Here is a 24,137-nt window from a genome sequence, read left to right as displayed (position 1 = left end):
CCTGTTTTCACAGCTCTCATCCTGCGACTTGGCGTCCAGTTAGCGCTAACTCGCTTGCGTCCCGATTAACAGGCTTCTACCCCGCAACTGCAATCCACAGCATAGGGATCGAATCCATGAAAGCCACCAGAGCTGTTAGCCGTATCCTCGCGAATTACGAGGGCGAAACGCCGGGCGTGAAGGCCAACCTCTGCCGCATGCTCATGTCCGGGAAGCTCGGCGGCACGGGCAAGATGATCATCCTGCCCGTCGACCAGGGGTTCGAGCACGGCGGGCACCGTTCCTTCTGCCCCAACCCGGCAGGCTTCGACCCGCATTACCACTACCAGCTGGCAATTGACGCCGGGCTCAACGCCTATGCCGCCCCTCTCGGCTCGCTGGAAGCCGGCGCCGACACCTTCGCCGGCCAGATCCCGACGATCCTCAAGGTGAACTCCGCCAACTCGCTGATGTCCGGCACCGCCGCCAAGAACCAGGCCGTCACCGCCTCGGTCGACGATGCGCTGCGCCTCGGCTGCTCGGCCATCGGCTTCACTATCTATCCCGGCTCCGACGTGATGTTCGACATGTTCGAAGAGATCGTCGAGATGCGCAAGGAAGCCGCCTCGAAGGGCGTCGCCACCGTGATCTGGTCCTATCCGCGCGGTGAAGGCGTGACCAAGGACGGCGAAACCGCGATCGACGTCGGCGCCTATGCCGCCCACATCGCCGCCCTGCTTGGCGCCCACATCATCAAGATCAAGCTGACCACCGACCACGTCATGCAGGACGAGGCCCGCAAGGTCTATGAAGAAAACGGCGTCGACATCTCGACCCTGACGGCCCGCGTCAAGCATTGCGTCGACAACTGTTTTGACGGCAAGCGGATCGTCGTCTTCTCGGGCGGCGCCAAGAAGGGGGCCGACAGCGTCTACGACGACGCCCGCGCCATCCGCGACGGCGGCGGCAACGGCTCGATCATCGGCCGGAACTCCTTCCAGCGTCCGCGCGCCGAGGCGCTCGACCTCTTCGCCAAGCTGGTGGACATCTACAAGGGCAAGGCCTGATCCCACGCGCCGGCGTGCAACATACGCCGGCATCGAAAGACAACACGGCCCGGGACCTGCGAGTCCCGGGCCGTTTTCGTTGCCGCAATTGAAAGGGTTCCCGGCCGGGGCCCATCTACCTATGATTGCAGGACGAACCCTGGGAAGGGCAGTGACGCCGGCGCGAATGCGGCGGCCAACAAAAGTAACGGGAGGATGGGCGCCATGGGGGTGGACCTGATTTCGGCCGCAGCGGCCGGAACGATGTATGGCCTTCTGCAGGCGCGCACCGAACGCGCGCCAGATGCACCCGCCTATCAGCAATTTGACAAGGCCACGGGCGCATGGAGCAGTGTCACCTGGCGCGAGGTATTGGCGCGAGTAGACAAAGTCGCGGGCGCGATGGCCACCCTGGGCCTCGCCAAGGGAGACCGGGTCGCGATCTTTCTCGGCAACTGCCTCGACTGGGTCTGCTACGACATGGCCGCGCACAAGCTCGGCCTGCCGGTTGTGCCGCTTTATACGAACGATGCGGTCTCCAGCACTGCCTACGTGCTGTCGGACGCCCGGCCAAGGCTGGTTCTCATGGACAATGCGGCGCGCTGGCAGAAGATCCGGGACGCAATGGAGCGGTCCGATTTCATCGACACGGTCTGGATCCACGACCCTGCATCCGACGATACCCTGCCCGCCCCGGCTGTGGCCTTTTCCGATGCCCTCGAACTGGCTTCCGGGGTCGACACTCAGGAGCAGAGCGGCCCGGAGGACGTGGCCGCGCTGATCTACACCTCCGGAACCACCGGCGCGCCGAAGGGTGCCATGTTGACCCACCGTGCGCTGCTGGCCAATGCCGAGGGTGTGGCCGCCGTCTTCCCGCCGGTCACCGACGATGTCTTCCTGTCGATCCTGCCGCTGGCGCATGGGTTCGAACGGACGATGGGATATGTCCTGCCGATGCTCGGCGGCGCCTGCGTGGCCTATGCCCCGTCGTTGCTGCGCCTGCGCCAGGACATGGCGACCCTGCGGCCGACGGTGATCATGGCGGTGCCGCGCTTCTACGAATCGATCTACTCGGCCGCCCGGCGCTCCGCGAGCGAGAGCACCGTCCGCCTGCGCCTCTTCGAGATGACGGGGCGGATCGGTTGGCAGCGCTTCGCCTCCCGCGCAGGCGTCGGCCCCGGCCCGAGCCTCGGCGAACGGCTGATCTGGCCCCTGCTGGACCGTCTGGTGGCACGCAAGGTCCAGGATGCCTTCGGCGGCAGATTGCGCGTGGCGGTGTCTGGCGGCGCGACTTTCCCGCCGGAAATCGCGCGAGACCTGATCGGTCTCGGAATCCCGATGGTGGAGGGCTACGGGCTGACCGAGGCCGGCCCCGTCGTGACCGCCTCCCTGCAAAAGGATTACGTGCCCGGCTCCGTGGGCTTCGCTCTGCCCGGAATCGAGGTGCGTCTGACTGACAAGGGGGAGATCCGGGTCCGCTCGCCCGCCGCGATGAAGGGTTACTGGCAGAACCAGGAGGCGACGGAGGCAATGATCGACCCGGAGGGCTGGCTCAGGACGGGCGATCTCGGCGCGATCGAGGGCGGGCGGATCAGCGTCACCGGCCGGCTCAAGCACATCCTCGTTCTGTCCAACGGCGAGAACGTCAATCCCCGGCCTATCGAAACCGAGCTCGAGGCCGACCCGCTGTTCGATCAGGTCTGCGTCGCCGGCGACGGCCGTCCATACCTGTCGGTGCTGTTGGTACTGAAAGGCGAGATCTGGGCAGAGCTCGCAGCTTCCCATGGCCTCGACCCCGAGCGCCCGAATGCCCCCGAGGCCGAGAAGGTTCTGCTGCCTCGCATCAAGGCGCATCTCAAGGATTACCCGTCCCATCAGCAGATCCGGGCCTATCACGCGATGCTGGAGGAATGGACGGTGGAGCAGCGCCTGGTGACGCCGACACTCAAGCTCCGGCGCGAACGCATCGTCGCCGCCTTCGCGGAGCAGATCGCCGCGCTCTACGCGCGGGACCGCGGTTGATCCCGCCTGAGACCGGCGCCGCCCGGTGTTGCAGCGGCGACTCACTACGGCCACCGAAATCAACAATCGCGATTGGCGCGATGCTTCACAGTTCCAATACCCCGGCGAATGTGACAGTTTTCTCGAACAAGCCCCCGATCAGAGGCGGCCCCGAGGCAGAAGAATGAGCAGTTCCCAGTCGCGTCCCGCATTCAAATCGGCCGTCTTCCTGACGGTGAGCCTGTCGCTGGCGATGTATTTCACGTTCGCCGCCGTTCAGGGCGATTACGGCCTGTTCCGCCGCATCGAGATCGAGGCCGAGACCCGCGCGATGGAAGCCGAGCGTGCGCGTCTCGAAGTGGCTGTCGCCGAGATGCGCAACAAGACGCAACGCCTGTCGGAAGACTACCTGGACCTCGACCTGCTCGACCAGCAGGCCCGCGAGATCCTCGGCCTGATCCGCGCCGACGAGATCGTCGTCCGCTGATTCCCCGTCACGGGCATCGGGCGGCACGAACCGCAGGCCTTCCCCCTCTCGACACTTCCACATCGAGCCAACTGGGAACTCGCTGGCCAAGTTGATCGATTGTGATGTTTGCGCAAACGTCGACGGTTTACGCACTGTTACAGGCGAAACCCCGCGCCTTGCCGGAGCCTGAAAGCCAACTGCAACACTCCACCGCCGCCGCCTCGTCATGTCACCGTCCCGCGGCGTGCATAACGGCTTTTCGATCGCCTGGGGCTCATTCGCTGCCTCAGCGGCACTTTTTAGTATGCAGTGGAACGCAGGGTCTGCTAGTTGATAATTCAACGTTAAACTACTTTTCGAAGAGGGAGGCCCTGCGTATGGCAACGCGACGGACGACAAAGAAACCGAACGTCTCCAAGGAGGAGTTGCTCGGTTACTACCGCGACATGCTTCTCATACGACGGTTCGAGGAAAAGGCCGGCCAGCTCTACGGCATGGGCCTCATCGGCGGTTTCTGTCACCTCTATATCGGTCAGGAAGCGGTGGTTGTCGGCCTGGAGGCCGCGGCAGAGGAAGGCGACAAACGCATCACCTCGTACCGTGACCACGGACACATGCTTGCCTGCGGCATGGACCCGAAGGGCGTCATGGCCGAGCTTACCGGTCGCGAAGGCGGCTATTCGAAGGGCAAGGGCGGCTCGATGCACATGTTCTCGAAGGAGAAGCATTTCTATGGCGGCCACGGCATCGTCGGCGCCCAGGTGCCGCTTGGCGCCGGTCTCGCCTTCGCCGACAAGTATTTCGAGAACGGCCGTGTGACCTTCACCTATTTCGGTGATGGCGCCGCCAACCAGGGCCAAGTCTACGAGACCTACAACATGGCGCAACTCTGGAATCTGCCGGTGATCTTCGTGATCGAGAACAACCAGTATGCCATGGGCACCAGCGTTGCCCGCTCCACCAAGTCGCCGAGCCTGTGGGAACGCGGCGCCGCCTACGGCATCGCGGGCGAGGAAGTCGACGGGATGGACGTCCTGGCCGTGAAGGCCGCGAGCGAAAAGGCGGTGGCCCAGTGCCGCGCCGGCAACGGCCCCTACATCCTCGAGGTCAAGACCTATCGCTACCGCGGACACTCCATGTCCGACCCGGCGAAATACCGGACGCGCGAAGAGGTGCAGAAGATGCGCGAGGAGCGTGACGCCATCGAACATGTGCGCCAGCTTCTGCTCTCCGGCAACCATGCAACCGAAGACGAGCTCAAGGCGATCGACAAGGACATCAAGGACGTCGTCAACGAAGCTGCCGAGTTCTCCAAGGAGAGCCCCGAGCCCGCGCTCGAAGAGCTCTGGACCGACATCTACGCCGAAACGGCGCCGCAGAACGCCTGAGGGGGAAACACGAAATGGCAACCGAAGTATTGATGCCCGCATTGTCACCGACAATGGAGGAAGGCACCCTTGCCAAATGGCTGGTCAAGGAAGGCGACACCGTCTCCTCCGGCGACATCCTGGCCGAGATCGAGACCGACAAGGCGACGATGGAATTCGAAGCCGTCGATGAAGGCATCGTCGGCAAGATCCTCGTCGCCGCCGGCACCGAGGGTGTGAAGGTGAACACGCCGATCGCCGTGCTGGTCGAAGAGGGCGAGGACGCAGATGCCGCCGTGGCCTCTGCCCCCGCGCCGGCCGCCGAAGCGCCTGCCCCGGCCCCCGCGCCATCTGCACCCGCCGCCGCCGCTCCCGCAGCGCCGGTCGCGAGCGCGACGCTGGAGCCGGATTACCCCGAAGGCACCGAGATGAAGTCGCAGACCGTGCGCGAAGCCCTGCGCGACGCCATGGCCGAGGAGATGACCCGCGACGAGACGGTCTATCTGATGGGGGAGGAGGTTGCCGAATACCAGGGCGCCTACAAGATCAGCCAGGGCCTGCTCGACCAGTTCGGCGCCAAGCGCGTCGTCGACACGCCGATCACCGAGCACGGCTTTGCCGGCCTCGCCGTCGGTTCGGCCTTCGGTGGGCTGCGCCCCATCGTCGAGTTCATGACGTTCAACTTCGCCATGCAGGCGATCGACCACATCATCAACTCTGCCGCCAAGACGCTCTACATGTCCGGTGGCCAGATGGGGTGCCCGATCGTTTTCCGCGGTCCGAACGGCGCCGCCGCCCGCGTGGCCGCCCAGCACAGCCAGGACTATGCCGCCTGGTATGCGCAGATCCCGGGCCTGAAGGTCGTGATGCCGTACTCCGCCTCCGACGCCAAGGGCCTGATGAAGACCGCGATCCGCGATCCCAACCCGGTGATCTTCCTGGAGAACGAGATTCTGTATGGTCGGTCCTTCGAGGTCCCCGTTCTGGACGATTACACCGTCCCCTTCGGCAAGGCCCGGATCTGGCGCGAAGGCACTGACGTGACGATCGTGTCCTTCGGTATCGGCATGACCTATGCGCTCGAAGCAGCCGACAAGCTGGCCGAAGAAGGCATCTCCGCCGAGGTCATCGACCTGCGGACCCTGCGCCCGCTCGACTACGACACCGTCCTCGCATCGGTCATGAAGACCAACCGCTGCGTGACCGTCGAAGAAGGCTGGCCTGTGGCATCGATCGGCAACCACCTGTCCTCCTACATCATGACCAACGCCTTCGATTATCTCGATGCGCCGGTCCTGAACTGCACCGGCAAGGACGTACCGATGCCCTATGCCGCGAACCTTGAAAAGCACGCCCTGCTGACGACCGCCGAAGTGATCGACGCCGTCAAGGCCGTGACCTACCGCTGAGGAGCGAGACATGCCGACCGAAGTTCTGATGCCTGCCCTGTCTCCGACGATGGAGGAAGGGACGCTCGCCAAATGGCTTGTCAAGGAAGGGGATGAAGTGTCCTCCGGCGATCTCCTGGCCGAGATCGAGACCGACAAGGCGACGATGGAGTTCGAAGCCGTCGACGAGGGCGTGATCGGCAAGATCCTCGTCCCCGCCGGGACCGAGGGTGTGAAGGTCAACACACCGATCGCGGTCATGCTCGGCGACGGCGAGAGCGCCGACGATATCGGGGCGAGTTCCGCCCCCGCGCCGGCAGCCGCCGCTCCCGAGGCCGCGGCCGCCGCTGCGGTTCCCGCTGCGGCAGAACCCGCCACATCCGGCGCCCCTGCCCCGGCAGCCCCCGTCGCCTCCGACGGCTCGCGGGTCTTCGCCTCGCCCCTTGCCCGCCGGATTGCGGCCGACAAGGGGCTGGACCTGAGCCAGATCAAGGGCTCCGGACCGCGTGGCCGTATCGTCAAGACCGACGTGATCGATGCGCAGCCGTCCGCTGCCCCGGCGCAACCCGCAGCCGCCGCCCCGGCGGCAGCCGCACCGGCCGCAGCCCCGGCCGGGCCGTCGACCGACGCCGTGCTCAAGACCTACGCCGACCGGGAGTTCGAGGAGGTTGCGCTCGACGGAATGCGCAAGACCGTCGCCGCCCGCCTCACCGAGGCCAAGCAGACGATCCCGCATTTCTACCTGCGCCGCGACATCAAGCTCGACGCCCTGCTCAAGTTCCGCTCCACGCTGAACAAGCAGCTCGAGTCCCGCGGCGTGAAGCTGTCGGTGAACGACTTCATCATCAAGGCCTGCGCCCTTGCGCTCCAGCAGGTTCCGGAAGCCAACCGCGTCTGGGCCGGCGACCGCATGCTGCAGCTCAAGCCGTCCGACGTGGCGGTCGCCGTGGCCATCGAGGGCGGGCTCTTCACCCCGGTTCTCAAGGACGCCGAGATGAAGTCCCTCTCCGCGCTCTCGGCCGAGATGAAGGATCTCGCCGGCCGTGCCCGCAACAAGAAGCTGGCGCCGCATGAGTACGTGGGGGGCACCTTCGCCATCTCCAACCTCGGCATGTTCGGCATCGACAATTTCGACGCCGTCATCAACCCGCCGCACGGCGCCATCCTGGCCGTCGGCGCGGGCGTGAAGAAACCGGTGGTGGGCGACGATGGCGAACTGACCGTGGCGACCGTGATGTCGGTCACCCTCTCGGTCGATCACCGGGTCATCGACGGTGCGCTCGGGGCCGAACTGCTCAAGGCGATCACCGAGAACCTCGAGAACCCGATCGGCATGCTGGCCTGATCCCGTCGGCGCCTCAGGGCGCCGACACGCCAAACTCGCGGAGGACCGCCTCGGCCTGCGGTCCCCGCAGCCCGTGATCGGAAAAAAGCCAACCGCGCGCCCCGTCTCGCCCGAACTTGCTGCTCACGTTGTCCTCGTGATTGACCGCATAGATCATCGCCGGAAACGGCACCGCGTCCAGCGGCTGGCCCATTGCGGCCATGTGGGGGCCCAGCACCTGGTGGTTGAGCGGCAGGGTGCAGAGGATCCGCTTGGCGGTCCGCTTTCTCGAAAGATCCACCCCGATCACCCCGCAGGAGCCGCACATCTCGTCAAAGGGCATGCCGGAACTCTCCGCCGACAGCCGCGTCACCAGTGGGCGGTTCACGTCCCACATGTAGCCATCCGCCACGATATAGCCGCGCCCGTTGTTGTCCGACCGGAGGAACGTGCAAAGCCCGGGATGCGCAACATCATCCGCATCCAGCATCACCACATAGGCCGGTCCGTCCAGCTGATCTACGATGGCCCGTGCCCCTATCCTGTGTTTGGCCTGCTTGTCGATGCCCTGGATGCGGTTCAGGCCTTTCGGCGCTGGCACAAAACGCAGATCGTGCCGCGTTTTCAGCCCCTCGGGCAGGTCCTGCCCGCAGAGGAAAACACTGATCCCGTCGCCTTCCTGCCGGTCGACGCTCTCCAGCGTGGTCCGGAGTCGGGCAACCACGCCGTCCCAATCCGCCGCATCCTCGCGACCGATCAGCTTGATGAGGAAAACAATCCGTGGCGCTTTTCCGGCATCGAACCCGGGAAGGGCGAAACGCCGGTGCATGGCAGTGAACGGCCCATGGACCCGGTTCAACCACCAATAGGGGTCGCGCAGACGCCGGCCCGCCTCGGTCAAAGAGATCATCTCAGCCCGCGGCGCCGTCCTTGATCACCTGGTCCATCGAGACCCCGGGCTGCGAGCAACCCGCCTCCCCGACGATCCGGGCCGGAACTCCGGCAACCGTCACATGCGGCGGCACCGGTTCGAGCACCACAGATCCGGCCGCCACGCGGCTGCATTCGCCGATCGTGATATTCCCGAGGATCTTCGCCCCGGCCCCGATCAGCACGCAGTTTCCGACCTTGGGATGACGGTCGCCATCTTCCTTGCCGGTACCGCCCAACGTAACAGAGTGCAACATCGACACGTTGTTGCCCACAACGGCGGTCTCGCCGATCACGATGGAATGGGCGTGGTCGATCATCACACCGCGCCCGATCTTCGCCGCGGGGTGAATATCCACGCCGAACACCTCGGAGACGCGCATCTGCACGAAATAGGCCATGTCCTGCCGGCCGTTCCGCCACAGCCAGTTGCCGATCCGATAGGCCTGGATCGCCTGGTATCCCTTGAAGAACAGGATTGGCTGAACGAACCGGTGGCAAGCCGGGTCGCGATCCACCGTGGCCACGAGGTCGGCCCGCGCCGCCGCCCCAAGATCGGGATCGTCGGCATAGGCCTCGTCCCCGATCTCGCGCAGGATCTGCTCGGACATCTCGCCCGATGCCAGCTTCAGCGACATACGGTAGGCCAGCGCACGCTCCATCGTCGGATGGTGCAGCAGGCTGGAATGGATCAGCCCGCCCAGCAGGGGCTCGGACGCAACCGCCTCCGCACCTTCCCGCTTGATGCGCGCCCAAACCGGGTCGACCGTCGCCAGACGCTCCTTGATCTCGGCCATTGCCAGCCTCCTGTTCACGGTGGAGATCATATCATTTAATCGGAACACCGCGCACAAGAAACCCCAGAACACGCAAAGTTGGCTGGCAAGACCCGGCCTCAGCCCGGCAGGGATATCCGGTAGCAATGCAGCGCAAGCCGCAACTTCCCGCCGCCGAACGTCCCCCCTGTCGGCGTCAGCCGCACCGCGGTCTCGGCATAGAACGTCATCGGCTGTGACAGCAGGCCGGTGCAATAGGACCCCGCGGCCACCCCCATGCCAGCGCCGAATTGGCCTTGCGTCGCCGGCGTGCCGAGGCTCCAGCTCGAGAGCCCCCCGGTCAGGGTTTCGGTCACCCGCGCCGAACAGGCAAAGACCATCGACTCCTTCGGAATCATCAGCGTCGTGTTCTGCGCGCTCCCCGCCGTGACAACGTGCTCGGCTCCGATCACCTCGATCCGCGACGCCGCCCCGCTGTCTGTTCCGGCCAGCCAGTCCGTGCTCCAGGCGCCGTTCAGGAATACGGCGGAACTGTACTCGTCCTCGATCCAGGCCCGCCACCCCGCAAGCGGCTGTGCAAATACCCAGCCACCGTTGGAGCCGATGGCGACCCTGCCCGCCTGCCCGCTCCAATCGCCTTGCGCCCCGGTGGCCACGGCATAGCAATCGCCATCCACGACGCCCGAAGCCGGCGGCTCGGTCAGCTGCCGGGACTTCAGCCGCAACTGGGTAAGCCCGTCCAAACGGACCAGCGCTTCGTTCACGGTCACATGTTTCTGCGCCTGCGCGGGTTGCAGCAGAGGCAGGGTCAGCGAAGGGGTGTCAGTCATTGATCTCAAGACTCCTGAAAGGTCCGGCTCCGAAACGGTCGGAAATCTGCGCGACGCTGAGCGTGAAGCCCCCGTCGCTTCCATCGAGCGCGCGTTGCGCGGCGCTGTAGCTCCAGTTGGAGGTCCCGACGGTTTCTTCCCTGAGGACGACGCCGCCCGCCTCGACCCTGAGCAGGTAAAGCTCCCGCTCCTCGCCCAGAGGCACCTCGTAGGCCTGCCAGCTGTCTCCGTCTGTTCGGGTTCGCCGTACCCAGGTGAAGCGCTTGGTGCCGTCGGCATCCGTCGAGACCCGAAGATGCGCCGGCCTGTAGGGCCGCAGCCCCACCCCGTCGAAGGCCTCGACCATGTGGGTGTACGAGGTGCCGTCGTAGGATTGCGAGGCCGGCCCGACCCGGTAGTGCCGCTCGAGCCCGCGCAGCGCATCCGCCATCTCGATCTGCCGCGGCGCCCCGTCGAGCAACACGACGAGACTGCCGACCGGCCACTCCGCTGGCATCACCCCATCTGTGCCCACCTGCCCACGCAAGCGCAGGCCAAGCTCGTAGGTGTCGGTATCGACCAGTGTCGCCTCGGCGAACTGGAACACCTCCCAGTTCGCCCCACCGGCATCCCCGATCGCGGCCACGTTGCCTCCGTTCAGCAGCGCGGTCTCGGTGATCGACGACAACAGTCCCGATCCGAACCGCACGCGCAAGCCAGCCCCTCGGTCGAGGACCCCCGGCTCGGCCCGCGGCAGAATGCTCTCCGTGATGCCGATAGTGGCGCGGCTCTCGACCACGCTGTTCAGCTCGTACCCGTCATCCTCGCTCGAAGAATACAGCGCAACACTTCCCGGCCATGGTCGCGCCGTCACGGCAAGATAGGGCGCCACGGGATCCTCGCTACCGGTCAGGAGCGGAAGATCCATCAGGACGGGGTAGACCGGCATGGGCGCCAGATAGGGTTTCAGCCGAAGTCCTTCAGCCACATCCGCCGCCGGGCGATAGACCCCGGGCTCCACCCGCACCGCTTCGAGACTCAGGGCCTCGCCCGCCTCTACTCGGTCGACACGATACAGCATCTCATTGCCGTCGCCCGTGATACGGATGACATCTCCCGCAACCACGTCGCGCCGGGAGGGCGGCAGCTCCAGCCGAACCGTCTCCCTGGCGACGCGCGCCTCCGCGAGCCACCTCTCCACGACCCTCTGCGCCTCCGCCCCGGAGAGAGACATCGGCAGCTCGGAGGTCGACACGACAGCATCCGTCTCGTCCGGGAACACGGCCTCCGCCGCCCGAGTGTCGAAATCACCCGCCGCCTGCACGTAATTCAGGCGTACACGCCCTGACATCTCGGCCTCCGGCGCCCGGACCTTCTCCACCCGTCCCTCGAGTTCGGATGTGTAGGCCAACCACTCCGGATCGAGATCCAGATCGACGCGCCCCGTGCGGGTCCGGAAATGCAAGTGTCCCTCGTGCTCGCTCGCATCGAACCCGTGCGCCAGCATCAACGGCTGGATCGCGGATCGCGCCCCGGCCACCTCCTCGATGGCATAGCCATGCACGATCCCGTGCAGCGACGAGACATCGACGTGCCCGACCCCGGAACGGGCGCAGATCTCCGACACGACCGCGGCAAGCGTCTCGGAACTGGTCCGCCAGTTCAGCCAATGGCCGGTGACATAGTTCTCGCCATCCTGCCAAAGCGTATCGTTGGCGGGAAAACTCGGGAACGGGCGCGCATCCCATGCCCAGACATGGGCCCGGTCCATGTCCACCATCGGCCCGCCGTATAGGGACGAAACCGGGTTGTTCCCAGCCTCCCGCCAATAAAGATGCATCGCCCGCAAATATTGCGCCTGGATCAGGTCATCCCGGGTGCCACTCGAATAATGCGGCACGGTCGACTCCGACGACTTGGGATCGACGAACTTGTTCGGCTCGTTGGTGCCTTTGTCGATCGCGGCGCAACCGAGTTCGGTGAACCAGATCGGCTTGCTCTCCGGCTCCCAATCGGTCGGACCATTCTGGCGGACGCCCCCGATGCGCTCGTGGTGCCGGTTCTTCCACCAGTTCAGGATGTCCTTGTAACGGAACACCCAGGGCTCGCCATGCGCCCCATCGGCGATCGGCACCCGGTCCTGAGCGTCTCTCCCGGCCTCGTCGGCATAGTACCAGTCATACCCTTCGCCGCCGGCGATGTTGCTGCGCAGGTAGCCAACATCATAGATCGACTGCCAGTCGACATCTGCATGGTCCGGTCCGTCGCGCCAGTCGGACAGCGGCATGTAATTGTCGATCCCGATGAAGTCGATATCCGGATCCGCCCAGAGCGGATCGAGGTGGAAGTAGACGTCCCCCGTCCCGTCCTGCGGCTGATATCCGAAATACTCACTCCAATCAGCGGCATAGCTGATCTTTGTTTCCGCCCCGAGGATAGTCCGCACGTCAGCCGCAAGCCGCCGCAGCTCCGCCACGGCCGGGAAGCTTCCCTCCTCGCCGCGAATTCGGGTCAGGCTGCGCATCTCAGACCCGATGCAGAACGCATCCACCCCGCCCGCCAGCGCACAGAGATGCGCGTAATGCAGGATGAACCGCCGGAAAGACCATTCCTGCGGGCCGATCAGGTCCACCGTCGACGAACCGGGCGCAAAATCTGTCACTGTCGCCTCGCCGAAGAACTCGAGCACCTCGTCCGTGGCCACGGCCGTTCCGTCCGGGCTGCCCGGCAGTCCCGGAGCCAGCGAGGTCGTGATCCGGCCGCGCCAGGGCAGCACGCTCTGACCGGTGCCGCCCGACCAGGGATCGGGGAGCGCATTGTCCCCCATCTGCTCCATCAGGATGAACGGATAGAACAGCACCTCCCTGCCGGCGGCCTTCAGAGCACGGATCGCCTCGATCACGGACTGGTCGGTCGGCGTGCCACCATAAACGGCCCGCCCGTCCTGCTTCGGCACCGTCCCCGCATCCGCCCGCTGAAGTCCGCTGACCCGCCACGGCATCCGGTTCCCGTCAACCTCCGTCTGCTCGACCTTCGGCCGGATCCGGCAGGACCCACAGCGCAGATCGTCCCCGAACCAGGAAACCACGAATGAAACGGAACTGCACTCCGGCAGTTCCTCGGTCAGGTGCTCCAGCGAGGTCGCAAAGTCCGTCTTGCCGCTCGGAGAATTGACGTTCGCAGAAGTTTTCCAGCCGATCCCGTTGGAATACTCGACCGGCGTGGTCGCCAGCGCATATTCCCCGGTGCCCGGGATCATCGCCACCGCACCGATCATCTCCGACAGACTCCGTGCCTCCTCCGGCACATGGGCGGAATCGGTCGCCCGGATCACCTCGAAGGAGAACTGCGGCACGCGATTGCCAAAGGCGTCGAGCTGGAGATCCTCGAAAACGACATATGCCAGCCCGCGGTAGGCAGGCGCATTCTCGGTGCCCTCCACCGCCTCGATCTTCGGGTCCGGCAGCTGGTCTTCGGTCCCGGAATAGAACCGCATGTTCAGTCCGTCGCGGTCAAGTTCGACCCCATCGGCCCAGATACGCCCCACGCGCAGGATCTCGCCCTCACAGAGCGCAATCGCGAGGCTGACGGAGTATCGGTAGCTTTTGGTCGTCGTCCCGCCGCCACCGCCCTTCCCGCGCACGGTGCTCGTCTTGGACTTCTCGAGGAATTTCGAGGACCAGATGACCTGTCCGCCAAGGCGCATGCGCCCGTAGACCTGGTTGATCGCCGTCCCTTCACTCGCACCCGTCAGCCGGAAGCGCTCCAGCCGGCCGGTCTCGATGACCTCGCTGCCCCCGCCCATCAGCCGCTGATCGATCACCCTGCCAAGCGTCGCACCGACGGCACGCCCGATGACAGCGGTGGAGATCCCGAAAGCCGTGCCGCCGACCGCGCCGCCAATCGCCGCGCCGGCCGCCGCAAGTACAAGTGTTGCCATCATCGAACTCCTTGCGGAAATGCGAAACGCGCCACGATGCGCTTCCTCCAGGGATCGGAGAGCGCGGATTCCAGCACGCTGTGACCGCTGTAGGCGTGAATGAAACTTGGCCGGCCATCCCGCTCGGCGACGATGCCAAGATGCTTCGCAACACCGGCCGCGCGCATCCGGAACAGCACAACCTCACCGGGCCCTGGTGCACGAGGAAGCTCGAGACGGACGAGGTGCCGCTCTGCTGCCCGCCAGAGCCGCTCGTCACAGGCTGCCTCCGACCAGTCCTGCGTGTAACCGGGTACGGCTTCCGGCTCCTCACCGAAAAGCTCCCGCCACACCCCTCGGACAAGCCCGAGGCAATCGGCACCCGCGCCCTTCACCGAGGCCTGATGGCGATAGGGCGTCCCGATCCATCCGCGTGCCAGGCCGACAATGCGGGCCCTGTCCTCGACGGCCGCAACCGACATCGCTTGGGGGTCAACCATTGAGGCTTCCTCCATCGTTGTCGTCATCCTGCTTCGGATATGCGGTGAGCCAGTCCTCACCCGGAATATGCGGAAAGCCGCGAAAGTTCATGAAATTACCGAATTTCTCTCGACAGGTCGACGCCCGCTTGTCGCAGCCCGCCTCCAGCCGGACCGTGTCTCCGACCGCAAAATCCGAAGGCAACGCCTGCCAAAGCTCCACCACCCGCGCGCCATCCCCGAGCCGGTCTCGCTTGACCAGCCCAACCAGCCCGCTGGCGACCCCGTCCTGGACGACAAGCCGGCCCCGTTCGAACCAGCGGTCTTCATGCTCGCCGGCATCCGGAAGCGTGAGCACCGTGCCACCCGAGATTGAGAGCACGATGGCTTCGAGCGCAAAGCCCGGAGCGTCAGTGTCGAAACCACACCGGACATCACCGAGCACGGCAGAACAGGTGGCTTGATAGACATTCCCCTGCGGCTGGTTCAGCCCCTCCGTCACACCGCGAAGCTCCGCCTTGAACAGATCGCCCGACCGGGTGACCTCGCCGAGACTTCCCGCAAACTGGACCATGCGGTCCTCCGTATCCTTCCAGTTCACCAGCCATGAGGTCACCGTCGCGCCGTCGTAACGCCCCGCACCGATGTCATCCTCGGTGATTGCCGCCCCGCTCAGCGCGCCCACGGCCTCGGTGTTGTTCACCGCCAGCCCGGTCGTCTGCTCGAGCGCCGAGGCGGTAAATCCGGAGGCTGCAGCAAATGTCATGCCGTCGAGCACGACGTCGACGTCGTGGTCGGTGAACCCCAGCTGTTTTCCATCCTTTCGAACGACCAGCCAGCAGCGACACACCGTCGTGCAGCCGCTCGCGAGATGCTCCAGCAGACGCTGGCCCGAAGCACTGAAAACCGCCATCAGACCCGCACCTCGACGACCGGCACATCCGGGATCTCCCCGGCTTCGAATCCCACCGCCGAGATCCGGATGGACTCGGTGTCGAACCGGACCGGCACGTCGAACTCGAACCCGGCCGTCACGCTGGCCCCGATTGCAGGCGCCGTCGCAAAGGTCACGATCCCGGTCGTTGAATCGACGCTCCAGGCACTGTTCGAACTCTGCACCGCACCATCGACGGCCATGCGCACCGTGCCAGCCACGGGCTTTCGGATCGGGCGGACGTATTCCGAGCCGCCCGACAGATAACGCCGGCACAGTTGGAACTCGGTCGCCACTCCGTCGCCCTCACCCAGTATCTGGTCCGTCGCGCTCACCTCGAGGGACGGAGCGCAGGACTTGAAGTCCGTCCAGTCCTTCCAGCGAAACCCGTGCAACTGCCCACTCCGGCCCTCGAAGAAGGCGATCAGCAGCTGCAGATCGTCCAGCGACCGCACCCCGACGCCCGCATCATAGCGCCGACGGGAATGCGCCCAGGGCGTGTTGCGCTCCTCGAACCCGTTGGCAAGCGTGACGATCTCGGTGCGCCGCTCCGGCCCGCCGATCGAGCCAAAGCTCAAGGCCGCCGGAAACCTGACCTCGTGAAACCCCATGTCCGATACTCCTCGATTGCCTCACCGGTTGCGCTGGCCGCGACCGAGCATTCGGCCGACCTGGGCCGCGATCTGCGTCTGGCTCTTGCGAAAGCCCTCCGCGTCCGGCGTGGAAATATTCATGACGACCTGCACCGACCGCGCACTGCTCCCGTCTGCCTTGACGCCAAGCTTGCCGTCCGCACCGCGGGTCAACGGCATGATCGCCTCAGGCCCCGCCTCACCCATCAGCCCGGTGCCGCCGCGCATCGGAAAGGTCGTGGGCGCGGTCACGACACCGCCCCTGGCAAACGGCATCACCCGCCCTTGCGTGAAGCTCGCGCCATTGGCGAAGGCGGCCGCACCGACCCCGGCGATGCCCGAGGCGATCATGTCGCTCACCTGGCTCGTCACCGGCTTGATCGCGGCCGAGTAGGGCGCGTTCACGATCGACTGCGCAACGAGCTGGAGGGCGTCCGAGGCCTTCAAGCCGTCGAACACCAACCCGTCGAACGCCCGCCGCAACCCGCCGCCAATGCTCGACGACAACGTGCCGACGCTCGCGCTTGTGCTCGCCATGTTTTGCTGCATCTTCTGCAGCTCGCCACCAAAGACAGCCACCAGCGAGCCGGCGCCGTTCAAGGTGCTTTCCAGCGCCTCGATCTGCGTGTCGAGGGCCTCCACGTCATCCGGGTCAAGCGCCATCGCCGCCCCCTTTCCATGTGTCGGGATAGGCGCGCGCCAGCTCGTCGAGCCGCGCACGCGTCAACGGTGCCTGGGTGGCGTCCGCCCCCAGCATCACCATCAGTTCCACCGGGGTCAGCCTCCAGAAGGCCTCCGGCGCGAGCCCGAGCTGGCACAGCCCGAGCCGCATCAGGCCAGCCCAGTCCATGCGCTCAGCCCTGACTGTCCGGCAGGGAGAAGGCCCGGGCCAGCAATTGCGCCGCCACCTTCGCCGCCTCCGTCGCGCCGCCGGCGACCTCGACCGTCAACAGATCGGCCACGGTCCCGCCCCAGCCGCCGCCGCGCAGGCCGGCGACCACCAGCGCAAGCACATCGCGGGCCGAGAACCGCCCCGCCTCGAAGCGCTCGACCAGGTCGATCAGCGAGCCTTCCGCAAGCCCCGCCTCAAGCTCCGCAAGGGCGCCAAGCGTCAGCTTGCAGACATGCGGCTCGCCGTCGAGGTGAAGCGTCACCTCCCCCGTCCACGGGTTCGCCATGGATCAGATCGCCGAGAACAGCAGCGCCCCGGCCGAACCCAGCGACATCTCGTAGGTGGCCTCGCCGTCATGGCTGCCGGAATACTCCAGCGAGGTGATCTGGAACGCCCCCTCCACCGTGCCGAAGTCGGGAATGATAACCTGGAACATCGGCGTCTCGGCGGCAAAGAACGCCTCCCGCGCCCGCTCGTCGGTCTGCGCGTCCTTGAAAACGCCCGAGCCACTGATTGACGCGCTGCGCACCCCGGCGCCCGCCATCAGCTCGCGCCAGCCGCCCTGGCTCTCCAGCGACGTGATGTCGATCGTCTCCGCGTTGAAACTGATCCGTGTCGCCCGCAGGCCCGCCGCGGTCTGGAACTGGCCACCGCCAGTCATGTCGATTTTGATCAGAAGATCCTTGCCGGATTGTGCGCCCATGGCCGTTCTCCGTTGTCGTGTTCAGGTTGTTGGATGTCATTCGTCCTCGACCCGCGCCTCGTAGCGCAGGTCGATGCGTCGCTTGGCGCCGGACCCCACGCGCCGGGCCTCGGCCTTGAGGAACCGCATGTACGCGATCCGCCCCCGCGTCAGCGCAGGCGGCGCGCCGTCAAGCGCGTCCGAGATCGCCACCGCAACGGCCTTGGCCCCGAGAAATCCGCCGCTCTCGCTCACCACGCTGACGGTGAACCGATGCCGCGCCCCGTTGCCGGTCTTGTCGCCCGCCGGAAGCACCGTCTCATGGCCGAAACTCACGTAAAGCAAGGGAACGGTGCCCGAGGGAACCGCGTCGTAGACGTCGCTGCCGACCAGCGCCGAAACGCCCGCATCCGCCAGCAGGTGCTGGTAGAGCGCCGATTGCAGCGCAGCAGCCGTGCCATAACTCATGCCGACACCTCCTCTTCACGGGTGAAGCAACTGAGGAAACGTCCCCTCGCATCGGCGTCGGCCACGGCAAGGATCCGGAACACCCGGGCGCCCTCCCGGAACCTCTGGTCCGGCTTCGGCCGGCTCGGTGCGCCGGGCGCCGCCGAGCGGACGGTGATGCGGTAGGGCACGCTGGAGAGCGTCAGGAACTCCTCCTCCGTCTCCTTGCCCGTCCCGGCCTTCACCTCGGCCCAGAGCGTCCCAAGCACCGTCCAGCTTTCCTCGAAGCCCCCGGCGCCATCGGGCGTCCGCTCCAGCGTCTCCAGCGTCAGCTTGCGGGTGAGATCCGGTTGCAGCACGCTCATCGCGCGCCCCCGCCCAGAAGCCGGACGTTGCGCCACCGGTCCACCAGCGACGAGACCCCATACGGCATCACCGCCCCGCCCACGCGCATCTCGTGCCGGTATTCGTAGTAATAGGCCGCAAGCAGCATCACCGCCTGTGCGAGATCGGCGGGAACGTCGGCCCAGGTCGGCCCGAACCCAGCGGTGAACTCGATCACCACGGAGCCCTGCGGCGGGATCGTCGGCAGCATGCTTCCCCGCGCCATCATCAGCGGGCGATGGGTGTCCTGCTGAAGCCGATACTTGGACGGCTCGACAAGGCTCTCCCAATCCAGGCAGTCGACGATCCTGACCGCGTTGATCACGCTCACCGGCGCCACCGGCAATGTCTGCGCCCGGCCGTCGCGCCAGCCCATCAGGCTCAGGCTGAAATCCCGTTCCAGAAGCGCCTTCCCAGTCCAGGCCTCCACCGCCGCGATGGCGGCCCTCAGGAATGTCTCCAGCAGGCTATCTTCGGCCCCCTCGTCGGCAAACCCGGTGCCAAGGCGCAGGTGGTCCCTGAAGTCCGCAACCGGCAGTGCTGCCGCAGGCGCTATGCTCTGCTCGACTAGCATCATGCATCTCTCCGAATGTTTTCGCCCCTCGAAGGCTGTAACGGCAGGCGCGCACCCCGCATCGCTCGGACGGAGGGGAGCAGCTGGACAACGCGGTGAGAACCTCATGGCACGCACCTGCCGGCGGACCCGACCTCCCGAGGCCGGACCCGCCATTCCCGAGAGCGTCAGCTCACCGAGAATTTCAGGACCTTGATCGCGGCAAAGTCGCTCACGTCGCCACCCACGCGCTTCGTTGCGTAGAACAGAACGTGCGGCTTGGCCGAGAAGGGATCACGCAGCACCCGAAGGTCGGGGCGTTCCGCCACGGTGTAGCCGGCCGAAAAGTCGCCAAAAGCGATGGCGGTCGCGCCGCTCGTGATGTCGGGCATGTCCTCGGCGATCAGCACCGGATAGCCAAGCAGACGCGCCGGTTCGCCCGCGGCCAGACCGTCCGACCACAGGAAGCGACCGTCGCCGTCCTTCAGCTTGCGCACCGTGCCCGCGGTCTTGGAGTTCATCACGAAGCTCGCACCGGCCCGGTATTCAGCGCCCAGCGAATAGACCAGGTCGATCAGCGCGTCGGCGCTGGCAAAGGCACCGTCCGCGCCCGAGGCGACATAGCCGATGCTGCCCCAGCTCCAGGCCGCATCATCCACCGTCGGATGGGTGAGGAACCCGGTCGGCTTGTCCACGCCATCGCCGTTGACGAAAGCTGCGGCCTCGGCGCGGGCGAACTTGTCGGCGATGCGTCCGGCGAGCCAGCCGTCAATGTCGAAGGCGCTGTCATCCAGCAGACGCTGGCTGGCCTTCGGCATCGCGGACAGCTCGTGCAGCGGAATGGTGATCCGCTCGATCTGCGGCGTGTCGGTCTCGATGGAGCTGCCGGTCTCGGTCGCCCATCCCGATCCCAGCTCGCCGTGGTCGATCAGCACGTCGAAGGAGGTCGCCTCCACCGTCACGACATTGGCAATCGAGCGGATCGAGGCGTCGGTCTTGAGCACGCTCTTGATCACCGCGGCGGTCTCCGGGTCGACGAGGTAGCCGCCATCGGCCGCCACCGCTGTGGAGAGCGCCTTGCCCTCGAGGTGCAGCCCGCGCAGCGCGTCGTCGTCACCCGAGCGCAGATAGGCCTCGAAGGCCTTCTGATGCGGAGCCCCCTCGGCCTCGGCGGAGGTGGCAAGCGCCGGGCGTCCGGCAATCATGGTTTTCCGATCCAGCATGGTCAGTCGCTCTTCCTGCTTGTGAATGCGTGTCTTGATATCGGCCTGAAAGTCCCTGAAATCGTTCAGGAAACCGATCATCGCCGAATTGAGTTCGGGCACATCTTGCCCGGTCCGAGCCTTGGTCTCGGCTGTGCTCATCGCTTGAGTCCTTCCAGCAAGGGCTTGGGGAGGTCGGCGCGGATCACTCCGCCGCCAGGTCACGGCGGGCCGCTTCCAGCGCCTCCGCCAACTCGCGCATCAGGCCGGTCTCCGGGGTATCCCCCTTCGCCCCAACCCGCGCTTCGGGAAGCATCGGGAAGGTCACCAACGACACCTCCCAAAGCTCCAGATCGTGCAGGAGCCTCTGGCCCCGCGCATCCTTCTCGGCCCGCTTCGTGCGGTAACCGATCGACAGGCCATCGATTGCGCCTGCGCCAATCAGCGCGGCCGCCTCGCGGCCCTTCTCGACCTCGGTAAGGATCCGGCCCTTGACGAAGAGCCCGCGCTCATCCTCCCGAACCTCGTCCCAGACGCCAATCGGCTGCGACGGGTCGTGCTGCCACAGCATCTTCACCCGCCGGTCAGCCGAGGCCATCGCCTTGAGCGAGGCAGCATAAGCCCCAGGCTGCACCACATCGCCGCCTTGGTCGCTCTTGCCGAACAGCGAGGCATAGCCCTCGATCACCGCGCCATCGGTCACCGTCAGCGCGGCCTCCATCTGGCAGAACTTGCGCTCCAGACCGGAGCCGAATTTCATGTTCATGATCAGATCCCTCTCTTTCGCCCTCAGACGCCGCCATCCACGACGGGCGGCAGGCCCAACAGGGCGCGTTTCTCCGCATCGGTCAGAAAGCTCGCGGCCCCGATCCGCGCCCACTGCGCCTCCCGCTCCACGCTGAGCGCCGGGATCTGGTCGAGGTCCGGCGCGAGTGTCACCACCTCGCCCGAGAAGCGGGACAGCCAATCGGCAATCGTCGCGGCCACCCGCGTCGCCAGCGGCAGCACGGTCAGCCGGTAGAATGCCCGGTTCGCTTCCTGGTAATTGGCGTAGGTCATGTCGCCCGGGATTCCGAGCAGCATCGGCGGCACACCGAATGCGGTCGCGATCTCGCGCGCCGCGTCCCGCTTGGTCTCCTGGAACTCCATGTCCGACGGCGAGAACCCCATCGGCTTCCAGTCGAGCCCGCCCTCGAGCAGCATCGGCCGCCCGGCGTTGCGTGCGCCCTGGTGGTGCATCTCCATCTCGCTCAGGAGCCGGTCGTACTGATCGGCCGTCATCGTTCCCGGCCCGCCATCCGCACCCCGGTAGACAATCGCCCCCGAAGGCCGCGCGGCATTGTCCAGCAACGCCTTCGACCAGCGCGAGGCACTGCTGTGCACGTCGATCGCCGTCGCCGCAGCCTGCATCGGCGAGAGCCCATAATGGTCATCCTGGGGATGGAAGCTGCGGATGTGGCAGATTGGGGCGACCTCTGCAGCCATGTCGAACCGATGTTTCCGCCCTCCCACCGTATATTCATAGGCCACGGGCCAGCCGTCCTTCCCCGGCACCAGGTTCATCCGGTCGCTTCGGAGCACGTGCAGCTCGAATGGCATGCCTCCCGAACCAACCGCCTCGATGTATCCGTTCCCGGACAGCAGGATCTGACCGAAAAGCGCCTCCAGAAGGTCCGCCCGGCCTTGCACGCCGTTGGGCCGCGCCAGCAGTGACAGGACCGGATGCGTCTCGTACCGCCGGCCCGTGTCCTGGCAAACCAGCGGCACCGCCGCCGCGGCCTCGGCGATCAGCTTCACGCAGCGAAACCCGATCGGATTCCCGACGAATCCGCTCTTGGTCAGCGAGGCCGTATCCCTCGGCGACCACACGACCCGCCCGGCCCCCTGCCAGGCAATGACCGGCCCCGTTGCCGAGGCCTTGCGTTCCGGAGGTGAGGCCGTCTGCGCCTCCCCATCGGACCGTCGCAGGAAATCCAGTACCATGCGCTCTTGCTCCTTCGTTTCCCAAGGGGCGCGACGCCCCGGCATTGCTCGTCCGGCCCCCTGCCAGACGGCAGGGGGCGGGCACTCCGGGAGAGGGCGCGCGCTCAACCGGCGCGCGCCACAATCTCCCGTCTGTCTCTTGAAGTTTCGCTCCCCGGCGAGAACGTCACGCCAGGCACCTCTAGGACCGCGAAGGCCGCGTGGCAGGCTCAGGGTATTTTCACCAAGAAGAACCGAGCATCGCTTCTTCTTGGCCCAAATACCCAAATCCCGTTGCCGGCCCTACTCTCCCGCGACGACCAATTGGCGCTGCGGGTTCACAGCGTCCTGAGCCTTGGCCGCCGGAATTGCCCCGCCGGCCCGATCATCAACTCCGTCATGGCCCAGACCAGCGCATCGAGCCGGTCGGGCGAGCCCCTGCCCTCGTAGCCGCGCGTCGTCATCCGGCACATCTGATCCTCGAGGTCTCCAAGCCCACGGAGATGCCTTACCCGCCCCTGCTCGTAGAGCGCGGCCACCGGCTCTGCCCGCGCCGCCTTGCCCCGTTGCGCCCGCACAGCCCGGAAGGGCAGCATGGGGTCGATCTGGTTCAGGACCGTCTGCACCAGATCGCCGCCCTGGTTGACCTCGGCCACGAGACGATCCGCCCCATGCCTCTCTCGCGCCGCCACGGCCGCATGTGCCCAGGCCATCGGGGAAGACGCCGAAACGCTGGCATCCTCCAGCACCCAGGCCACCCAGTCCTTCGGGTCGCCCTTCATCTCTGCGCCGACAACCACGATCCCGCATTCGTCGGACCCTGCGTGACCCGTCACCGGCGGGTCCACCGCGACGACGATCCGGTCGAGCGCAGGCGGCGCGTCCCTCCGCGCCCGCTCGATCAGCTCCGAGGTCCAGAGTGCGCCCTCGCTATCCTCGACCAGCACGCCGTCCAGTTCCTGGCGCCCAAGCCGTGTGCCGCCGTAACGAGCCTCGACCTCTGCCAGGAAACTCGCGGCCAGGTTCGCCCGGTTCGCCTCGGTGGGCGCCGATGTGACGACCGTCGACTCCCGCTTCAGAAGATCCTTCAGGACCTGCATGTCCCGCGGCGTCGTTGTCACACATTGCTGCGGGTTGTCCCCAAGCCGAAGCCCGAACTGCAGCATGGACCAGGTTTCCTCCGCCTTTTTCCACTTCGCCAACTCGTCCACCCAGGCACAGTCGAACTGTGGCCCTCGCAGGCTCTCCGGCTCGTGCGCCGAGAAGACCTGCGCCACCGCTCCGTTCGGCCAGACCAGCCGCTTGCGGCTGGCCTGCCATTCCGGGGCCCGGTCGGGGGGCGAGCAGGCAAGGATCCCGCTGTCCCCGAACACCATCACCTCGCGAACCTGCTCGACGGTCTCGCCCACCAGCGCCACCCTGCGAGCCCGGCCGGCATCCCGGGGCCGCGGGCCCTCGACCTTCGACCGCACCCATTCGGAACCGGCGCGGGTTTTCCCCGCGCCGCGCCCACCCAGGATCACCCAGGTCTTCCAGTCACCCGCCGGCGGCAACTGATGCGGCATTGCCCAGAACTCGAACAGCCAGGGCAAGGCACAGAGCGCCGGTTGCGACAATTGATCAAGAAACGCCTCCAGCACCTCGGGCGGCTCGGATGCGAGCAATTCTGCTCCCGATCTCATCGCGGGCCGCGGTAAGGTCGAGAGTCTGCTGATGAACATTCCCGACGAGCTTCCTGCGAAGGTCTTCGACATGGCGCGCCTCTTCCATCATGGCGACGGAAGCCTTGCGGAGTTCCGAAAGGACCCCCCTGAGCTTCCCTGCACGATCGGTCTTCCCCTGACCGATCTCCTCAATGATATCCGTCAGCTCCCTGGAGCCGCTGCGATAGAGCGTAATGGCCTGATCAAAATACTGGCCGGACTGGTCACCCGATTGCTCGGTTTCGAACGTCTTATCCAT

General features: G+C 66.1%; 25 protein-coding genes. 6 read left to right on the top strand and 19 right to left on the bottom strand.

The window, feature by feature from the left end:
* Positions 1-116 precede the first annotated feature (116 nt).
* The 6 genes from ACFQ2S_RS09305 to ACFQ2S_RS09280 all read left to right on the top strand — a co-directional run bounded on the left by ACFQ2S_RS09305 (position 117) and on the right by ACFQ2S_RS09280 (position 7,595).
* Positions 117-1,046: a class I fructose-bisphosphate aldolase gene (locus ACFQ2S_RS09305; protein WP_386074160.1), complete on the top strand. Its 930-nt coding sequence runs from the start codon at positions 117-119 to the stop codon at positions 1,044-1,046.
* A 204-nt stretch (positions 1,047-1,250) separates the two neighbouring features.
* Positions 1,251-3,047, top strand: a complete 1,797-nt coding sequence (locus ACFQ2S_RS09300) for an AMP-dependent synthetase/ligase (protein WP_386074159.1) — start codon at positions 1,251-1,253, stop codon at positions 3,045-3,047.
* 163 nt (positions 3,048-3,210) lie between these two features.
* Positions 3,211-3,513: an FtsB family cell division protein gene (locus ACFQ2S_RS09295; RefSeq protein ID WP_089231784.1), complete on the top strand. Its 303-nt coding sequence runs from the start codon at positions 3,211-3,213 to the stop codon at positions 3,511-3,513.
* 359 nt (positions 3,514-3,872) lie between these two features.
* Positions 3,873-4,883 carry a pyruvate dehydrogenase (acetyl-transferring) E1 component subunit alpha gene (gene pdhA / locus ACFQ2S_RS09290; protein WP_386074157.1) on the top strand — a complete coding sequence of 337 codons (1,011 nt, stop codon included), beginning with the start codon at positions 3,873-3,875 and terminating at the stop codon, positions 4,881-4,883.
* Between the two features lie 14 nt (positions 4,884-4,897).
* Positions 4,898-6,271: a pyruvate dehydrogenase complex E1 component subunit beta gene (locus tag ACFQ2S_RS09285; protein WP_386074156.1), complete on the top strand. Its 1,374-nt coding sequence runs from the start codon at positions 4,898-4,900 to the stop codon at positions 6,269-6,271.
* A gap of 10 nt (positions 6,272-6,281) precedes the next feature.
* Entirely contained in the window at positions 6,282-7,595 is a 1,314-nt protein-coding gene (locus tag ACFQ2S_RS09280; RefSeq protein WP_386074155.1) for a pyruvate dehydrogenase complex dihydrolipoamide acetyltransferase, read from the top strand.
* 13 nt (positions 7,596-7,608) lie between these two features.
* Here ACFQ2S_RS09280 and ACFQ2S_RS09275 read toward each other — a convergent pair whose 3' ends face one another.
* The 19 genes from ACFQ2S_RS09275 to ACFQ2S_RS09185 all read right to left on the bottom strand — a co-directional run bounded on the left by ACFQ2S_RS09275 (position 7,609) and on the right by ACFQ2S_RS09185 (position 24,137).
* Positions 7,609-8,484 carry a hypothetical protein gene (locus ACFQ2S_RS09275; protein ID WP_386074153.1) on the bottom strand — a complete coding sequence of 292 codons (876 nt, stop codon included), beginning with the start codon at positions 8,482-8,484 and terminating at the stop codon, positions 7,609-7,611.
* Between the two features lies 1 nt (position 8,485).
* The gene (gene cysE / locus ACFQ2S_RS09270) at positions 8,486-9,301 is read right to left on the bottom strand and encodes a serine O-acetyltransferase (RefSeq protein ID WP_089231792.1); all 816 of its coding nucleotides are present in this window, start codon (positions 9,299-9,301) and stop codon (positions 8,486-8,488) included.
* Between the two features lie 98 nt (positions 9,302-9,399).
* Positions 9,400-10,110, bottom strand: coding sequence for a DUF2793 domain-containing protein (locus ACFQ2S_RS09265; protein ID WP_386074152.1), 711 nt, complete (start codon positions 10,108-10,110; stop codon positions 9,400-9,402).
* Positions 10,103-14,029 (bottom strand): baseplate multidomain protein megatron, encoded by a 3,927-nt coding sequence (locus ACFQ2S_RS09260; protein ID WP_386074151.1) that lies wholly within the window; start codon positions 14,027-14,029, stop codon positions 10,103-10,105. The genes ACFQ2S_RS09265 and ACFQ2S_RS09260 overlap by 8 nt, the downstream gene beginning before the upstream one ends.
* A complete protein-coding gene (locus ACFQ2S_RS09255; protein WP_386074150.1) occupies positions 14,029-14,508 on the bottom strand; it encodes an NlpC/P60 family protein in 480 nt (159 codons plus the stop codon). The genes ACFQ2S_RS09260 and ACFQ2S_RS09255 overlap by 1 nt, the downstream gene beginning before the upstream one ends.
* A complete protein-coding gene (locus ACFQ2S_RS09250; RefSeq protein ID WP_386074149.1) occupies positions 14,501-15,400 on the bottom strand; it encodes a DUF2163 domain-containing protein in 900 nt (299 codons plus the stop codon). The genes ACFQ2S_RS09255 and ACFQ2S_RS09250 overlap by 8 nt, the downstream gene beginning before the upstream one ends.
* On the bottom strand, positions 15,400-16,032 hold the full coding sequence (locus ACFQ2S_RS09245; RefSeq protein ID WP_386074147.1) for a phage distal tail protein, Rcc01695 family: 633 nt from the start codon (positions 16,030-16,032) through the stop codon (positions 15,400-15,402). Before ACFQ2S_RS09245 ends, ACFQ2S_RS09250 begins: the two co-directional genes overlap by 1 nt.
* 21 nt (positions 16,033-16,053) lie before the next feature.
* Positions 16,054-16,716, bottom strand: coding sequence for a phage tail tape measure protein (locus tag ACFQ2S_RS09240; RefSeq protein WP_386074146.1), 663 nt, complete (start codon positions 16,714-16,716; stop codon positions 16,054-16,056).
* Positions 16,706-16,903, bottom strand: coding sequence for a rcc01693 family protein (locus tag ACFQ2S_RS09235; RefSeq protein ID WP_386074145.1), 198 nt, complete (start codon positions 16,901-16,903; stop codon positions 16,706-16,708). Before ACFQ2S_RS09235 ends, ACFQ2S_RS09240 begins: the two co-directional genes overlap by 11 nt.
* 4 nt (positions 16,904-16,907) lie before the next feature.
* Complete coding sequence (locus ACFQ2S_RS09230) at positions 16,908-17,231, bottom strand: gene transfer agent family protein (protein WP_089231804.1); 324 nt, start codon at positions 17,229-17,231, stop codon at positions 16,908-16,910.
* Positions 17,232-17,234: 3 nt separating this feature from the next.
* Positions 17,235-17,648 carry a phage major tail protein, TP901-1 family gene (locus tag ACFQ2S_RS09225; RefSeq protein WP_386074144.1) on the bottom strand — a complete coding sequence of 138 codons (414 nt, stop codon included), beginning with the start codon at positions 17,646-17,648 and terminating at the stop codon, positions 17,235-17,237.
* A 36-nt stretch (positions 17,649-17,684) separates the two neighbouring features.
* Positions 17,685-18,095, bottom strand: coding sequence for a DUF3168 domain-containing protein (locus tag ACFQ2S_RS09220; protein WP_386074143.1), 411 nt, complete (start codon positions 18,093-18,095; stop codon positions 17,685-17,687).
* Entirely contained in the window at positions 18,092-18,439 is a 348-nt protein-coding gene (locus ACFQ2S_RS09215) for a head-tail adaptor protein (protein ID WP_386074142.1), read from the bottom strand. Before ACFQ2S_RS09215 ends, ACFQ2S_RS09220 begins: the two co-directional genes overlap by 4 nt.
* Positions 18,436-19,035: a head-tail connector protein gene (locus ACFQ2S_RS09210; protein ID WP_386074141.1), complete on the bottom strand. Its 600-nt coding sequence runs from the start codon at positions 19,033-19,035 to the stop codon at positions 18,436-18,438. Before ACFQ2S_RS09210 ends, ACFQ2S_RS09215 begins: the two co-directional genes overlap by 4 nt.
* A gap of 164 nt (positions 19,036-19,199) precedes the next feature.
* On the bottom strand, positions 19,200-20,375 hold the full coding sequence (locus ACFQ2S_RS09205) for a phage major capsid protein (RefSeq protein WP_386074140.1): 1,176 nt from the start codon (positions 20,373-20,375) through the stop codon (positions 19,200-19,202).
* 43 nt (positions 20,376-20,418) lie between these two features.
* Entirely contained in the window at positions 20,419-20,973 is a 555-nt protein-coding gene (locus ACFQ2S_RS09200; protein ID WP_386074309.1) for an HK97 family phage prohead protease, read from the bottom strand.
* Between the two features lie 29 nt (positions 20,974-21,002).
* The gene (locus ACFQ2S_RS09195; RefSeq protein ID WP_386074139.1) at positions 21,003-22,196 is read right to left on the bottom strand and encodes a phage portal protein; all 1,194 of its coding nucleotides are present in this window, start codon (positions 22,194-22,196) and stop codon (positions 21,003-21,005) included.
* Positions 22,197-22,513: 317 nt separating this feature from the next.
* Positions 22,514-23,857 (bottom strand): DNA-packaging protein, encoded by a 1,344-nt coding sequence (locus tag ACFQ2S_RS09190; RefSeq protein ID WP_386074138.1) that lies wholly within the window; start codon positions 23,855-23,857, stop codon positions 22,514-22,516.
* A complete protein-coding gene (locus ACFQ2S_RS09185) occupies positions 23,796-24,137 on the bottom strand; it encodes a hypothetical protein (RefSeq protein ID WP_386074137.1) in 342 nt (113 codons plus the stop codon). The genes ACFQ2S_RS09190 and ACFQ2S_RS09185 overlap by 62 nt, the downstream gene beginning before the upstream one ends.

The organism is Tropicimonas aquimaris (assembly GCF_042676185.1).
Classification (GTDB): Bacteria; Pseudomonadota; Alphaproteobacteria; order Rhodobacterales; family Rhodobacteraceae; genus Tropicimonas; species Tropicimonas aquimaris.
The sequence above is the reverse complement of the archived record's forward strand: the minus strand, read 5'-3'. Positions and strand labels throughout refer to the sequence as shown.